Origin of the sequence: Spongiimicrobium salis, assembly GCF_043678055.1 — a bacterium.
GTDB lineage: Bacteria > Bacteroidota > Bacteroidia > Flavobacteriales > Flavobacteriaceae > Spongiimicrobium > Spongiimicrobium salis.
In genome coordinates this window covers 299,215-314,189 of record NZ_JBHEQA010000003.1, presented here as the reverse complement: position 1 = coordinate 314,189, position 14,975 = coordinate 299,215, and the positions used below count along the sequence as shown (strand labels likewise).

Annotated in this window: 13 protein-coding genes; 10 read left to right on the top strand and 3 right to left on the bottom strand. The window is 39.7% G+C overall.

Annotation, left to right across the window (positions count from 1 at the left end; genetic code table 11):
• Positions 1-31 precede the first annotated feature (31 nt).
• Positions 32-1,786 carry an ABC transporter ATP-binding protein gene (locus tag ACEXOE_RS16190; protein ID WP_394749881.1) on the bottom strand — a complete coding sequence of 585 codons (1,755 nt, stop codon included), beginning with the start codon at positions 1,784-1,786 and terminating at the stop codon, positions 32-34.
• Between the two features lie 170 nt (positions 1,787-1,956).
• Between ACEXOE_RS16190 and nusB the strand changes: the two genes are divergently transcribed.
• The 3 genes from nusB to yajC are packed head-to-tail and all read left to right on the top strand — an operon-like array spanning position 1,957 to position 3,733.
• Positions 1,957-2,904, top strand: a complete 948-nt coding sequence (gene nusB / locus ACEXOE_RS16185) for a transcription antitermination factor NusB (RefSeq protein ID WP_394749880.1) — start codon at positions 1,957-1,959, stop codon at positions 2,902-2,904.
• A gap of 45 nt (positions 2,905-2,949) precedes the next feature.
• Positions 2,950-3,423 (top strand): DUF1573 domain-containing protein, encoded by a 474-nt coding sequence (locus ACEXOE_RS16180; protein WP_394749879.1) that lies wholly within the window; start codon positions 2,950-2,952, stop codon positions 3,421-3,423.
• Between the two features lie 16 nt (positions 3,424-3,439).
• Positions 3,440-3,733 carry a preprotein translocase subunit YajC gene (yajC, locus tag ACEXOE_RS16175; protein ID WP_394749878.1) on the top strand — a complete coding sequence of 98 codons (294 nt, stop codon included), beginning with the start codon at positions 3,440-3,442 and terminating at the stop codon, positions 3,731-3,733.
• 56 nt (positions 3,734-3,789) lie between these two features.
• Here yajC and ACEXOE_RS16170 read toward each other — a convergent pair whose 3' ends face one another.
• The gene (locus ACEXOE_RS16170; protein ID WP_394749877.1) at positions 3,790-4,389 is read right to left on the bottom strand and encodes a YdeI/OmpD-associated family protein; all 600 of its coding nucleotides are present in this window, start codon (positions 4,387-4,389) and stop codon (positions 3,790-3,792) included.
• Positions 4,390-4,399: 10 nt separating this feature from the next.
• Complete coding sequence (gene pepT, locus ACEXOE_RS16165; RefSeq protein WP_394749876.1) at positions 4,400-5,623, bottom strand: peptidase T; 1,224 nt, start codon at positions 5,621-5,623, stop codon at positions 4,400-4,402.
• A 67-nt stretch (positions 5,624-5,690) separates the two neighbouring features.
• On the opposite strand from pepT, the gene ACEXOE_RS16160 reads away from it, so the two are divergent.
• The 7 genes from ACEXOE_RS16160 (at position 5,691) to ACEXOE_RS16130 (ending at position 14,967) form a co-directional block, all read left to right on the top strand.
• A complete protein-coding gene (locus ACEXOE_RS16160; RefSeq protein ID WP_394749875.1) occupies positions 5,691-6,122 on the top strand; it encodes a hypothetical protein in 432 nt (143 codons plus the stop codon).
• An 87-nt stretch (positions 6,123-6,209) separates the two neighbouring features.
• Positions 6,210-7,256 (top strand): quinone-dependent dihydroorotate dehydrogenase, encoded by a 1,047-nt coding sequence (locus tag ACEXOE_RS16155; protein ID WP_394749874.1) that lies wholly within the window; start codon positions 6,210-6,212, stop codon positions 7,254-7,256.
• 321 nt (positions 7,257-7,577) lie between these two features.
• Positions 7,578-8,444, top strand: coding sequence for a hydroxymethylglutaryl-CoA lyase (locus ACEXOE_RS16150; RefSeq protein WP_394749873.1), 867 nt, complete (start codon positions 7,578-7,580; stop codon positions 8,442-8,444).
• A 154-nt stretch (positions 8,445-8,598) separates the two neighbouring features.
• On the top strand, positions 8,599-9,903 hold the full coding sequence (locus ACEXOE_RS16145) for a DUF4856 domain-containing protein (RefSeq protein ID WP_394749872.1): 1,305 nt from the start codon (positions 8,599-8,601) through the stop codon (positions 9,901-9,903).
• A gap of 101 nt (positions 9,904-10,004) precedes the next feature.
• Positions 10,005-11,144 carry an imelysin family protein gene (locus ACEXOE_RS16140; RefSeq protein WP_394749871.1) on the top strand — a complete coding sequence of 380 codons (1,140 nt, stop codon included), beginning with the start codon at positions 10,005-10,007 and terminating at the stop codon, positions 11,142-11,144.
• A 3-nt stretch (positions 11,145-11,147) separates the two neighbouring features.
• Positions 11,148-12,515, top strand: coding sequence for an HTTM domain-containing protein (locus ACEXOE_RS16135; protein ID WP_394749870.1), 1,368 nt, complete (start codon positions 11,148-11,150; stop codon positions 12,513-12,515).
• Complete coding sequence (locus tag ACEXOE_RS16130; protein ID WP_394750092.1) at positions 12,496-14,967, top strand: TonB-dependent receptor domain-containing protein; 2,472 nt, start codon at positions 12,496-12,498, stop codon at positions 14,965-14,967. The genes ACEXOE_RS16135 and ACEXOE_RS16130 overlap by 20 nt, the downstream gene beginning before the upstream one ends.
• Positions 14,968-14,975 lie beyond the last annotated feature (8 nt).

The following is a 14,975-nucleotide window of genomic DNA, read 5'->3' as shown; positions in this document are numbered from 1 at the left end:
TGTAAAAAAAAACCTAATCTAACAACTTTTTTTAGTTTTCTTTCTCGGAAAGTTGATTTAAATATAGCTCTTTGTAGTAGCCTTCCGAATTGGTCAAAACCTCATGTGGCCCTTCTTGAATAATTTCACCTTCATCCAAAACAATAATTTTGTCCGCATTTTTTGCAGAAGATACCCTGTGACTAACAATAATAGTTGTCTTATTGTACGAAGCCGATTTTAAATTATTCAAAATTTCTTCCTCCGTTTCTGTATCCACGGCGGACAAACAATCATCAAAAAGATAGATTTGGGGATCCTTTATCAAGGCTCTGGCAATGGAAACCCGCTGTTTTTGTCCGCCACTAAGGGTAATACCTCGTTCTCCTAAAACCGTATCGTATTGTTTGTTGAAACCAAGAATATTTTCATGCACGACCGCTTGCTTGGCAATTGCAATGATTTCTTCCTTGCTAGCATCTTCTTTCCCAAACTTAATGTTGTTTCCAATGGTATCTGAGAAAAGGAAGGCATCTTGGGGTACTGCACCTATAGCTCCTCTTAAACTGTAGAGGTTTAAGGCTTCAATAGGTTTGCCATCAATGAAAATAGTACCGCTAGTTGCATCATACAACCGAGCAACCAGATCGAGGATCGTAGATTTTCCAGATCCCGTTTTTCCTACAATGGCAACCGTTTCCCCTTCATTGATCGTAAAGGAGATTTTCTTGAGTGCCGTAATATGGGTATCGTCATACGTGAAGCTTACATCCTTAAACTCGATCTTTCCCTTTACCGGGGTATCCTCTGCAATTTCATTTTTAATCTCGGGTTCTTCTTTAAGAAACTCATTGATTCTTTTTTGAGAAGCTTCTGCCCGCTGAATGATTGAGGTTAACCACCCCACAATAGCTACGGGCCATGTGAGCATATTTACATAAAGAATGAATTCAGCAATGATACCAATAGAGGCTATTTCCCCGTTTATATATTGTTTCCCACCAATATAGATGACTAAAATATTACTGATTCCGATCATTAATATCATCAAAGGAAAAAACCAAGCATTCACTTTGGCAAGGGCCATGCTCTTTTCCTTTCCTTCCAAGGCAAGGCCTTGGAGTTCTGCATTTATCTTGGGCTCTAAACCATAGGCTTTGATGACCGATACCCCGGAAAAGGCTTCCTGCGTAAAAGTAGAGAGATGAGAAAGGTATTCCTGTACTTTAGTACTCCGTTTATGGATAATTTTACTGATCTGATAAATTAAAATGGACAGAAAAGGTAGAGGAATAAGGGTGTATGCAGCCAGTGTAGGGGCTTTGATGAACATTAATGGAATTAAACTTGCAAAAAGCGTCAAGGTATTGGTGCCATACATAATGGCCGGGCCAACATACAGGCGCACCTGATTGATATCTTCACTGATGCGGTTCATTAAGTCTCCCGTTCTATTTTTTTTATAAAAACTGAGGTTGAGAAATTGATAATGATTAAAAACTTCGTTCTTAAGGTCAAACTCAATATATCGCGATACATTAATAATGGTCTGTCGCATTAAAAAAGTAAAAAAACCAGACAGTAAGGCAGCTCCCACAATAATAAGGATGCATTCTAGAAGAAGTGCCTCCGCCTCAGATTTTGTGATCACTTCTCGAATCGAATCCTCAATAACTTGGATCGATCGATTCACATAAGAAGGCATGACCAATTGGAAAATTTTGGAAATCACCGTAATGATGACACCAATGAGCAATTTTAACCAGTATTTTTTGAAGTATTTGTTAAGGTGTTTGAGTTCCTTCATGCAGTCGGTTCGGCGCTTTTAGTTACAATCATGCAAAGATAGGCGTTTGCATGCAAACCAAATGTTATAAAACCTATAAGATAATCCAAGAAGTGAGGTCGTGTATTGAAAATATAATACTACTTTTGCGGCGTATTTATTTCATTCATTTCAAATAAAAGTTCTTTAAAATGCTAACAAGAAGACATATAAGGGTTAAAGTAATGCAATGTATCTATGCGCTTACCCAATCAAAAGATGATTCTTTGGAAAAGCAACAAAAGTTTTTGAAGTATAGCATTGATAGCATGTACACCTTGTATCTGTTAATGTTGAGCCTCCTTGTGGAACTCCACAAAAAATCCACGCAACAATTAAAATTATCTTCTAAGAAATACTTGACCACAGCTGCAGACCAATACCCCAACAAGGAAAAATTCATCCAGAACAAAGTCTTGCTCCAAATTGTAGAAAATCAGCGTTTAAAGGAGGAATTGTCCAAAAGAAAATTACAGGATTGGTATCTCAATGAAGAGTATGTCAATATTATCTATAAAGATATTACGGAGCATTCCTTATATAAGGAGTATATGGCTACCCCAGAAAGTTCGTATGGGGAAGATCAAAAATTGATTGCCCAACTTTTTAAAGAGGTGATTGCGCCTAATGAAAAAATCTACGATTATTTTGAAGATGATAAATTAACCTGGATAGACGATATTCCTATTGTGAATACCTTTCTTCTGAAATTATTGAAGAAAATAGGGGTCAATAAAGATGCCTCCTATTTGCTGCCCGCTCTCTTAAAGGATCAAGAAGATATGGATTTTGCCAAAAAGCTGTTGGACAAGACACTTTTAAAGAATGCGGAATGGGAGAAAGAGATTGAAGGAAAAACGCCAAATTGGGATAAAGACCGTATTGCCGATATCGATGGCATTCTTCTAAAGATGGCCATATGTGAATTGCTCACATTTTCTTCGATTCCCGAAAAGGTAACGATCAATGAATACCTGGAAATTGCCAAGGAATACTCTACCCCTAAGAGTAGTATTTTCATTAATGGTATTTTGGATAAACTCGTGAAAGAGTACAAAGGCAATGGAAAACTAAAAAAAATGGGGAGGGGATTGTTATAAATAAATAATTATTAATTTTACAATAAATTTAAAATCCAAATTATCATGAGAAGAATAACCCTAAGCCTTAGTTTACTTATGGCCCTTGCTTTTGTTTCCTGTAAGGAAAATGCGGCAAGTGAAAAAATTAAATCGGCCAATGTAGATGTTGCTGCAAAAAGAGACGAAGCGGCAAAAAGCTTGCCCGTAATGAGCTTTGAAAAGGCAGAACACGATTTTGGAAGTATTGTACAAGGTACTCCACAAGAAACCGTGTTCAAATTTACAAATACAGGGAATGCCCCTTTAATCATTACCGATGCCAAAAGTACTTGTGGATGTACGGTTCCTGAAAAACCCAATGGACCAATTGCTCCTGGAGATACGGGAGAGTTGTTGGTACGTTTCAACGGTTCTGGACAAAATCAAGTCACCAAGACCATTACGGTTACAGCCAATACAGCCAAAGGCTCGGAAATTATTCGAATAAAGGCATTTGTAAATCCTAAAGATGCCGTTCCAGTAGGACCGGTAAAATAAGTAGAAGAAGAATAAGATGGGAGAAATGGGAACTTTCCTTCCTATGATCTTGATTTTTGTGGTAGCCTATTTTTTCATGATACGCCCGCAAATGAAAAGACAAAAGGATGAGAAGAAATTTACGGCAGAACTCAAAAGAGGAGATCGTATTATTACGAAAAGTGGTATGTATGGAAAAATAGTGGACCTAAACGATAAGGATTTCTCTTGCGTGGTTGAAACCATGGCAGGAAAAATTAAATTTGATCGTTCGGCCATTTCTATGGAGCTGAGTAAAAAATTAAATGCTCCTGCCGTAGAGAAGAAATAAAAGTGATTCCGCTAAACTGGATAAGAAAAGCACTGATCTTTATCAGTGCTTTTTTATTATCTATACTTATCATTCAGCCCTTTCCCCTCCAAAATCATAGGCGTTATTTTTTTCAAGCGCGATTGTTTGGTCTTCTCCTGTTTAGCTTCGGAAATATATTCGCAATATTCTTTTTGTTTATAGGGACTTAACGAAAAGAAGGCTTTTTCTATCTCCGAATTCCCTGCTAAAACGGTATTTAATAGGGCAGGGATGACTGGTTTTGTGGGTTTGGAGACCGCCTTTTTCTCAGGAAGAATACCTTTTTTTTGATTGGCTATAGCTTCCTCAATATAAGCGAGCACTTCCTCGGAATTGATGTCATCCATGTGGATGAATTTCCAGTGCCGCATATTCTTGGTTTTACCTTCTTGGGCATTTTGCAAAACCTTCTTTGGATCCGTTAGTAAAGCCCCATTAAAGAACCAAATCCCAAAATGTTGGGAAAACCTACATATTCCTATAATATTTTTGTTTTGGATGGTGTACACCGGAAAATTCCATTTATAGGTCTCTACCAGCTCAGTCTGCTTAATAAGGGATCGTAATACTGCAATTCCCTCTTTATAGGGATGTGGTTTTTCGTAATAAGCCGCTATTTTTGTGTTAACATCCATAGGTTTGTCTTTATCTAGAAGCAGTAATTTCGCAAATTTTTACGATAACTTCAACTGCTTTTTGCATACTTTCTACGGGAACATACTCGTATTTACCGTGAAAATTATGTCCTCCGGCAAAAATATTTGGGCAAGGAAGCCCCATATAACTGAGTTGGGAGCCATCTGTTCCTCCTCGAATAGGTTTAATAATGGGAGTGATGCCAATGGCTTCCATGGCTTCTTTGGCAATATCAACAATATGAAGTACCGGTTCTACTTTTTCCTTCATATTGTAATATTGATCTTTCATATCTAAAGTAACACAATTCCCATAGCGATCATTAAGGTTCTGCACAATGTCATTTAACTGCTGCTTGCGCTCTTCAAATTTGTCTTTGTCGTGATCCCGGATAATAAGCGCTAAGGTTGCCTGTTCAATAGCACCTTCACAATGGTACACATGATAAAATCCTTCTCTTCCAGAAGTGCGCTCGGGGACATCTCCCTTTGGAAGCAAGCTCATAAAATCATTGGCTATCCCAATGGCATTGACCATTTTTCCTTTGGCATAGCCAGGATGAACGCTCTTTCCTTTAATACTTACTTTTGCACCGGCTGCATTGAAATTTTCATATTCCAACTCCCCAATTTGACTTCCATCCATGGTATAGGCCCAGTCGGCTCCAAAAGCGGCTACATCAAATTTATGGGCGCCACGGCCAATTTCTTCATCCGGAGTAAAACCTACTTTAATGGTCCCGTGTTTAATTTCCGGATGGGCAATTAAATATTCCATGGCTGTCATGATTTCTGCAATGCCCGCTTTATCATCTGCACCTAGAAGTGTCGTCCCATCGGTAGTAATCAAAGTCTTTCCCTTATACAATAATAAGTCCTCGAAATAATCGGGAGATAATACAATGTTTTGTTCAGCATTGAGAACGATGTCTTTCCCGTCGTACTGTTCTATAATTTGTGGATTCACATTAGTTCCGGAAAAATCAGGAGTTGTATCAAAATGGGCGATAAAGCCAATTGTAGGGACAGGATGATTACAATTACTGGGTAGGCTGGCCATGATATAGGCATTTTCATCAATGCTAACCTCTTGCATGCCAATTTCTTTGAGTTCTTTTACCAATTTATGGGCTAAATCCCATTGCTTTTCAGTACTGGGTGTAGTTTGGGAGTTTGGGTCACTTTGGGTATCCACGGTGATATACCCTATAAAACGATCAATAAGATGCTGCATGAATATACTTTTTGTTCAAAAATACTGTTTATATAAATAGTACTATAGCTTTGTCTAAATTAGCATCATGAATTTGAAATTAGTTGGCACATTTTTCGCTTTTTTGTTTTTCAATGCCTCAGGATATTCCCAAGAATGTGCTTTGGGAATCGGCACAGGCGATGCCGCTACCATTGTCCAGATTTTTCAATTGAACGAAGAACAAATTGCCCAATTGGGTGAATGGAGGGAGGCTTTGTTAGTAGAGGTGGAAAAAATTGAAACCGAAATCAAAACACTTTTTGAAACGGAACCCCAGAGTACAAAAGAAGAATTATCGCGCCTAGCTGCCAAGCATGATGTTTTGGAGCAGAAGCTCATTAAAATGTCCATAGCATATGATACAAAGCTGATCAATGTTTTTAATGAACGTCAGTACGAACGTTACAAGGCGCTTTGCTTTGAAGCCCTTCGGGAGCCTATTCCGCAATCTCCTGAAAACAAGAAAGATCCTGAATGATTTTTTCTGCTTCCTCTAAATAAAATAGTTTGAGAATCCCAGTTCACAGCATCCTAGTTTGTATTTTTGTGCAAATTTTTCAAATAGATGTATACCCGATTCATAAGACCCCTTCTTTTTTTATTGGACCCTGAAAAAGTGCATTACCTTTCTTTTTCAATGATTAAAATGATGTCCAAATTAGGTTTATCTGGACTTTTTAGAGCCTGTTATGCGCTCAATGATCATCGATTGGAGCGGGAGGTATTTGGCTTGAAGTTTAAAAATCCGGTGGGCTTGGCAGCGGGTTTTGATAAGAATGCCAAATTGTACAATGAGTTGGCCGATTTCGGTTTTGGTTTTGTGGAAATAGGAACACTTACCCCTAAAGCACAAGCCGGAAATCCCAAAAAGAGATTGTTCCGATTGAAAGCGGATAAGGCAATTATTAATAGGATGGGATTCAATAATGAAGGAGTTCTGGAAGCGGTGAAGAACTTAAAAAAGCATCATAAAGTGCTTATTGGCGGGAATATTGGAAAAAATAAAGTAACACCAAATGCCCAAGCTATCGATGATTATATGATTTGTTTTGAGGCGCTCTTCGATCATGTAGATTACTTTGTTGCCAATGTCAGTTCCCCAAATACTCCCGGATTACGGGAATTACAGGATAAAGAACCTTTAACCGCCCTCTTGCGGGCCATTAAGAAGAAGAATGTGGAGGTTGCCTCAGCCAGGAACAGCAAGGAGAAACCTATTCTTCTAAAAATAGCCCCAGATTTAAATGACGATCAACTCTTGGATATTATTACTATTGTTACCGAAAGTAAGATCGATGGGGTCATTGCTACAAATACGACCATTTCTCGCGACAATTTACGGTCTGATGCTCTTTTGACCAAAGAAAATGGAGGGCTGAGCGGAAAACCATTGACCCAAAGAAGTACCGAAGTCATTCGGTTTTTAGCGGAGAAAAGCAACAAGGCTTTTCCCATTATTGGTGTTGGGGGAATACATTCTGCTGAAGACGCCCTGGAAAAATTGGAGGCAGGAGCGGATTTGATCCAATTATGGACAGGTTTTGTCTACGAGGGACCGGCTTTGATCAAGCGCATTAATAAGGCTGTCCTCCGAAGCATGGAGGAAAAATAGTTTATCTCGGGATGCACCCTTTGTAGGTTTTAATATCACTTTATCCGAGCTATGCTGAGGGGCAAAGCTTTGTGATTTTTATGCGAGTGCGAAAAAAATAAAATAAGAAAAGGGCAATGCTTAGGGTTGTAATTTAGGGTTTGAAAGCCTTGAATCAGTAGGTTACATGTCAAAACTTCTTAAGCTATAATGAACCTATAATTATCAGATAAATAATAGTAATTTTGTATCGAAAGTTAGCGTTGTAAGGAAAGAAGAAGAATGGAAGGGATATCCTAGCTGAATTGTGGCAATCGCAAGCCACGCATTAAAGCGACAATAATGCCGAATACCGTAAAAATCATAGAATGTCCCAGAGATGCCATGCAAGGCATTAAAATGTTTATCCCTACGGAAAAAAAAGTAAAATATATCCAGTCCCTATTAGGATGCGGTTTTGATACCTTGGATTTTGGGAGTTTTGTATCGCCCAAGGCCATTCCCCAAATGGTAGATACGGCGGAGGTATTGGCACAATTGGACCTCTCAAATACTAAAAGTAAATTATTGGCTATTATTGCTAATGTACGGGGAGCACAGGATGCTGCCAAACATGAACCCATACGCTATTTGGGCTATCCATTTTCTATTTCAGAGAACTTCCAGATGCGAAATACGCACAAGACCATCGCACAATCCATTGATACCTTGCAGGAGATTTTGAACATTGCCGATGCCTGTGGAAAAGAAGTGGTGACCTATATATCCATGGGGTTTGGAAATCCCTATGGCGACCCTTGGAATGTTGAAATCGTAGGAGAGTGGACGGAGCGTTTGGCGCAAATGGGCGTCAAAATCCTATCACTGTCCGATACCGTAGGGAGTTCTACCCCGGAGGTGATCGATTATCTTTTTTCCAATTTGATTCCAAAATATCCCGAAATTGAATTTGGAGCACATTTGCATACCACCCCTAGTAAATGGCATGAAAAAGTAGATGCCGCCTATAAGGCAGGTTGTAGGCGTTTTGATGGGGCTATACAGGGATTTGGAGGTTGCCCAATGGCCAAGGATGAACTTACCGGGAATATGCCCACGGAAAAAATGCTTTCCCACTTTACCGCTATAAAGGCGGAATCCAATGTAAACTGGATGGTATTTGAAGCCGCTTATAACAAGGCCACGGAACTCTTTTCTGCGTATCACTGATTGTGATTTTCTTCTTTTTTTGATCAAATATTACCAAAATGTTAATTCTTTAATTTTATTTAGATTTAATACAAATAAACTTTGTGTAATTCAATTTGTCCTTTAAATTTGCGGTCAAATAAAATTATTAATAATCAATCTAAATAAAAATAAAATGCGAATTCAAAAGTTTTTCCTTGTTATAACAGCACTTGTGGTACTAGAGGCATGTTCTTCAGATGATGATGGAGGAGTTGATCCGGTAGCAGCTAGTTGTAGTGATGGTATTATGAACGGGGATGAAACCGGTGTGGACTGTGGCGGATCATCCTGTACACCATGTGAAACTGGAATAGAGAACCCTACCAACTTTGTATTTGAACGAGATGGAGTTTCTACGGTGAGTTTTAGTGGACAGACTACACGCATCCTTATGGGAGAAGAACTTCTCTCAGGTTTAAGGGACGATTCAGAGACCCTGGAACGCTTACGTGCACAGTTTACCCATCAAGAAGGAAATGCCGATTTTGAGGATGCTGATTTGAATGCATCTGATAAGAATGTCATCGGAAAAACAGCGGCTTCCAATGATTTCTTTTCTTCCAATGCTACTGTGCAAGCAGAAATTAGAGCTGAATTTGATGGATGGATCGAGACCCAGGTAAATGATGTATTTCCAAACTTTAACAATCTTGCAAGTGCTGGAGTAGCCGGGCAATTGGCCGATGGAAGTTCTACACGCTATGTAGCGGCCAACGGACTGGAATTCAACCAAGTCTTTAATAAGTCGTTGATCGGTGCTTTGATGGTAGATCAGATCCTAAACAACTATATCAGTGCGGATTTCTTGGATGCTGGAACAAACAGGGCCGATAATGATAATTTAGTATTGGAAGGTGATAACCCTTACACCGGTATGGAACACGATTGGGATGAAGCTTATGGCTACGCTTATGGTACCGCTCAAGATTTAACCAATCCGAACCCAACCATTGGGGATGATGATAGCTTCTTGAACAAATATATTGGAAGAGTAGAGAATGATCCTGATTTTGCGGGTATCGCAGATGATATTTTTCAAGCCTATAAATTAGGTAGAGCAGCTATTGTAGCTAATGATTATGAACTTAGAGATCAGCAAGCTACCATTTTAAGACAAAAAATATCTGAGGTAGTGGCCATTAGAGCAGTATTCTACCTACAACAAGGAAAACTGGCTCTGGAAAATGATGATTTTGGAGGTGGATTCCACGACTTATCCGAAGGATATGGTTTTATCTATAGCCTACAGTTTACAAGAATGCCCGGAACCAACAGTCCATTCTTTACAAGGACTGAAGTGAATGGTTTCCTGGCAGATCTTCTTGCCGATGGTCCCAACGGACTTTGGGATTTGACTTCTGAGACTTTGGATGCGATTTCTGAAGCCATTGCGGCTAAGTTTGACTTTACAGTAGCCCAAGCTGGAAGTACGGAGTAAATACAAAATTGAACCATAAAAAAGAATGGGATTCTTTATAGGGAATCCCATTCCTATGCTTATATTTGCATCGTTTAATTAGAATAAATAAAAATAAGAAAATGAAAAGGAGTTGGTATTATGTAGCTTTGATTGTCCTGTCCGTATCTATATGGGCTTGTTCCTCGGGTGGCGATGATGATACTGGTGGAGGTTCCGGAGGAGTGACGCCTCCGACCAATGTGGTTTTTGACCGGGGTGCAATGCTGGCCAATTGGGCAGACAATATCATTATTCCTTCCTATACTAATTTTACTACCAGTTTGGTAAGCTTGCAAAATGCGTTGCAAAATCTCACTGCAGATACCAATGAAACTACGCTGGCAGCATTCCGCACAGCCTGGTCCGATGCCTACTTGGCCTGGCAACCTGCATCAATTTTTGAAAATGGCCCTGCCGAGGATATAGGTTTACATTTAAATATTAATACCTACCCTACCAGTGTATCGGATATAGAAAGTAATATTGCCAATGGCGGATATAATCTTTCTTTACCTTCCAATAGGGATACCAAAGGTTTTCCTGCCATTGACTATTTGATCAATGGGAGTGCCGATACCGATGCTGAGATCGTTGCGCTATTGGGACAAGGGAATTACCTTACCTACTTGGAAGATATTATTGCTGATATGAGCACACTTTCCAATGGCGTTTTGGGAGAATGGCAGAATGGATTTCGGGATACTTTTGTGAATAATGACGGCTCTTCGGCAACAGCTTCTGTAGACCGCATGGTGAATGACTATATTTTTTATTATGAAAAATTCTTGAGAGCAGGGAAAATGGGAATTCCTTTAGGGGTTTTTTCTGGAACCCCGGCACCAAATACCCTGGAGGCTTTTTATCAGTCCGATAGAGGAAAGGTTTTCTTTTTGGAAGGCTTGGATGCCGTTCAGGATTTCTTCAATGGAAGGCATTTTGGTTCCAGTCAGAACGGGGAAAGTCTGTTCGATTACTTGGAAGCTTTGAATGCGGTGAAAGATGGGGAAAATCTCGGGGATATCATCAATGATCAATTGAACTTGGCTCGTACTATGGTCAATGGTTTGGGAGAGTTTCGGGATGAGATTGAAAATAACAATCCGCCAGTACAGATGCTTACGGCCTATGATGAAGTACAGCGCGTGGTTCCACTAATGAAAGTGGATATGGTTTCTGCCTTGAGTATCAGTGTTGATTTTGTGGACGCTGATGGGGATTAATTCATGAAAGAACGGATAACATCATATTTAAATACCTATACGGAGGCCGCACCATTAGCGGTCTTTCGTATTTTTTTTGGAATTTTGATGTTTATCAGCATTATTCGCTTTTGGAGCTACGGGTGGATTGAAAAATTATACCTACAGCCTCGATTTCACTTTTCTTTTTACGGCTTTGAATGGGTAAAGCCTCTGGGAACATTTACCTACCTTATTTTTGCGGTTTGTGCCCTATCAACCCTTTTTATTACACTTGGATATCGTTATAAGTGGGCTATCACTGTCTTCTTCCTGAGTTTTACCTATATCGAGCTCATGGATAAGACCACCTATCTCAATCATTATTATTTTATCAGCCTCCTTAGTTTTTTAATGATATTTCTGCCGGCAAACTCCTATTTTTCCGTAGATGCGAAACGAAGCACACGCAAGCCTTTTTCTAGTGTGCCACGTTGGACTACGGACAGTATAAAATTACTTTTGGCCTTGGTCTATATTTATGCAGGATTGGCCAAATTGAACTCCGATTGGTTATGGGACGCCATGCCCTTAAAAATATGGTTGCCCTCAAAATTTGATGTTCCTATTCTAGGGGCCTATATGGGCGAAAAATGGGTGCACTATGCATTTAGTTGGATCGGTGCCATTTACGATCTTTGCATTCCCTTTTTATTGTTTTGGCGTAGAACACGGATCGCGGCTTTTGTATTGGTGGTCGTGTTCCATGTCCTGACCCGCGTACTCTTTCCCATTGGGATGTTTCCCTATATTATGATTGTTTCGGCCTTAGTCTTTTTTGATGCGAACGTTCATCATAAAGTATTGGGTTGGTTTTCAAAATGGTTCAGGATTCACAAAAAAAGATTCGATACCGGACTGAAATTGATTATGGAAAATAAGGGGGTGAATCAATTAAAATTTGCTGTGATCGTTCTTTTTTTCAGTATTCAAGTGATTATGCCTTGGCGTTATCTGTTATATCCCGGAGAACTCTTTTGGACAGAAGAAGGATATCGCTTTTCCTGGAGGGTAATGCTCATGGAAAAATCCGGATACGCCCAATTCAAGATTGTGGACAAGGATACCCAACGCTGGTTCTATGTGGACAATACGGCCTATTTGACCAAATTTCAGGAAAAACAAATGTCGTTTCAACCCGATTTTATATTGGAATATGCCCATTTCCTGGAGAAGGAATATCAAAAGAAGGGATATAAAAATATTGCCATTTATGTGGAAAATTATGTGGCCCTCAATGGTAGGTTGAGCAGACCGTATATAGATCCCAACGTAGATTTGACCAAAGAAAAAGAATCATTTAAACCTAAAAAGTGGATATTGCCATTCAATGATGTCATTACAGGAATTTAGAAGTTTTATACTCGCGCTGTGTATCACAACAGTGAGTTTTGCCCAAGGAAGTCTTTCAGGAGTTGTTAGCAATGCAGAAGGAAAAGGGGTAGATGGGGCCGAAGTTTATCTTAAAGAAATTAAACGCCTGGAACAGGCAGCCGTCAACGGTTCTTTTTTGATCGATGGGATTCCCAATGGAGAATATACCTTGGTTGTCTTTGCCTTTGAATATGAAGTAAAGGAATTGAAAGTTACGGTTACGGATCAAACGGTTCTCAATTTGCAATTGGAAGCTTTGAGCGAACAATTGTCAGAAGTGGTCTTAACCCAACAACGTGAACGGGTGTTCGCTTTAAAACAACTGAAAAAAGTAGAGGGGACGGCCATTTATGCAGGTAAGAAAAGCGAAGTGGTGCTATTGGATCAGATTACCGCGAATTTGGCGACTAGTAACCCCAGGCAGATTTATAGTCAAGTGGTGGGCTTAAATATTTACGAGAATGGAGATGCGGGCCTCCAATTGAATATTGGGGGAAGAGGATTGGATCCTAACCGGACAGCCAATTTTAACACACGGCAAAATGGCTATGATATTAGTGCAGATGCCCTGGGGTACCCGGAAAGCTATTATACACCTCCTGCTGAGGCTTTGAGCCAGATACAGGTAGTGCGTGGAGCTGCTTCTTTGCAATATGGACCCCAGTTTGGAGGGCTTGTGAATTTTAAATTAAAGCAACCTAATCCCCAAAAGAAAATAGAATGGATAAGTAGGCAAACTGTAGGTTCTTTTGATTTATTCACCAGTTTTAACAGCTTAAGTGGCACCGTAGGGAAATTTAGTTATTATACCTATTTCAACTATAAAGAAGGAAGTGGCTTCCGTCCAAATTCTGACTTTAACAGTAGAAATTATTACGGGCATTTTGGATATCAATTTACAGACAAGACCAAATTGACTTTTGAGGCAACTATTCTCAATTATTTGGCCAAACAACCCGGAGGACTTACGGACGCCCAATTCTTAGAAGATCCTACCTTCAGCAATCGCAGTAGAAATTGGTTCAATGTAGATTGGAAATTGTTTTCTTTAAAGTTAGATCATCGATTTTCGCCCAAAACAGATTTTAGTTTGAATCTTTTTACACTGGACGCTTCCCGGAAAGCCCTTGGATTTAGAACCAATAGGGTTTCCCAACCAGATGACCTAAACGAACCTAGGGAGTTGCTGGTCGATGATTTTAAGAACTGGGGTGCGGAGGCCCGCCTGCTGACACGGTATAAGATCAAAGAACAAGATGCGGTACTATTGCTTGGATCCAAGTATTATCAAACAGATAATGATCAACGTCAGGGACCTGGAAGCAATGGCTTGGGACCAGATTTTCAGTTTCGGGATGATGAATTCCCCAATTTTGAACGCCAATCCGAGTTTAATTTTCCAAATTTGAATTTGGTATTGTTCGGAGAGAATATTTTTCAGCTTTCGGAGAAGTTTTCCATTACCCCTGGGTTTAGATTCGAATACATAAAAACGCAGAGCGAAGGAAGTTTTCGGAATATTGTACTAGATCTTGCCGGAAATCCATTGTTGAACGCAGAAATCCCCGATAACAGAACTTTTGAACGAAACTTCTTTTTATTTGGCCTTGGATTGTCCTATAAATTTAATCCCAGTGCCGAGTTGTATGCCAATTTCTCACAGAACTATAGATCGGTGACCTTTAATGATATTAGAGTGATAAACCCTTCCTTTCAAGTAGATCCCAATATCTCCGATGAAGATGGCTTTACTGCAGATTTGGGATTAAGAGGAAGAGTAGGAGAGGTGCTTTCTTATGATGTAGGTGCCTTTGCGCTCTTATATGATGACCGACTTGGGGAAATTTTACGCAGTGAAACGCGTGTCAATGCGCTCGGAGAAGAAGTGGAAACCGGAAGAATCGTACGTTTCAGGGGGAATATAGGAACAGCGCTCAACTACGGTCTGGAAGGTTTTGGAGATTTAAACCTTAAAAAAATTGTATTCCCGGGAATCGAAAAATTGAAATGGAATGTCTTCTTAAATTTGGCCCTTACGGAATCTGAATATTTATCTTCGGATCAGATCAATGTGGAAGGCAATAATGTGGAGTTTATTCCAAAGGTGAATCTGAAAACAGGACTTTCCTTTGGCTATGGAAATTTCTTGGGAAGCCTGCAGTATACCTATCTCTCGGAACAGTTCACGGATGCGACCAATGCCCCTCAGGACGTTAATGATAATCAAAGGGGAATAGAGGGAACCATACCAGCCTATGATATTTTGGACCTATCGCTATCTTATACCTATAAAAAATGGAAATTGGAAGCGGGCATCAATAACCTCTTGGATAACAGTTATTTTACCAGACGGGCCACGGGATATCCGGGACCTGGAATTATTCCTGCGGAATCAAGAACATTTTATAGTACCTTGCAATTTAAATTCTAAACCAGAAA

Bases quoted from the DNA above. Each gene is read 5' to 3' on its own strand.
- yajC (WP_394749878.1), top strand. From the start codon at position 3,440: ATGGGAGAAATGGGAACTTTCCTTCCTATGATCTTGATTTTTGTGGTA.
- nusB (WP_394749880.1), top strand. From the start codon at position 1,957: ATGCTAACAAGAAGACATATAAGGGTTAAAGTAATGCAATGTATCTAT.
- ACEXOE_RS16155 (WP_394749874.1), top strand. From the start codon at position 6,210: ATGTATACCCGATTCATAAGACCCCTTCTTTTTTTATTGGACCCTGAA.
- ACEXOE_RS16170 (WP_394749877.1), bottom strand. From the start codon at position 4,389: ATGGATGTTAACACAAAAATAGCGGCTTATTACGAAAAACCACATCCC.
- ACEXOE_RS16145 (WP_394749872.1), top strand. From the start codon at position 8,599: ATGCGAATTCAAAAGTTTTTCCTTGTTATAACAGCACTTGTGGTACTA.
- ACEXOE_RS16130 (WP_394750092.1), top strand. From the start codon at position 12,496: ATGTCATTACAGGAATTTAGAAGTTTTATACTCGCGCTGTGTATCACA.
- pepT (WP_394749876.1), bottom strand. From the start codon at position 5,623: ATGCAGCATCTTATTGATCGTTTTATAGGGTATATCACCGTGGATACC.
- ACEXOE_RS16160 (WP_394749875.1), top strand. From the start codon at position 5,691: ATGAATTTGAAATTAGTTGGCACATTTTTCGCTTTTTTGTTTTTCAAT.
- ACEXOE_RS16135 (WP_394749870.1), top strand. From the start codon at position 11,148: ATGAAAGAACGGATAACATCATATTTAAATACCTATACGGAGGCCGCA.
- ACEXOE_RS16150 (WP_394749873.1), top strand. From the start codon at position 7,578: ATGCCGAATACCGTAAAAATCATAGAATGTCCCAGAGATGCCATGCAA.
- ACEXOE_RS16190 (WP_394749881.1), bottom strand. From the start codon at position 1,786: ATGAAGGAACTCAAACACCTTAACAAATACTTCAAAAAATACTGGTTA.
- ACEXOE_RS16140 (WP_394749871.1), top strand. From the start codon at position 10,005: ATGAAAAGGAGTTGGTATTATGTAGCTTTGATTGTCCTGTCCGTATCT.
- ACEXOE_RS16180 (WP_394749879.1), top strand. From the start codon at position 2,950: ATGAGAAGAATAACCCTAAGCCTTAGTTTACTTATGGCCCTTGCTTTT.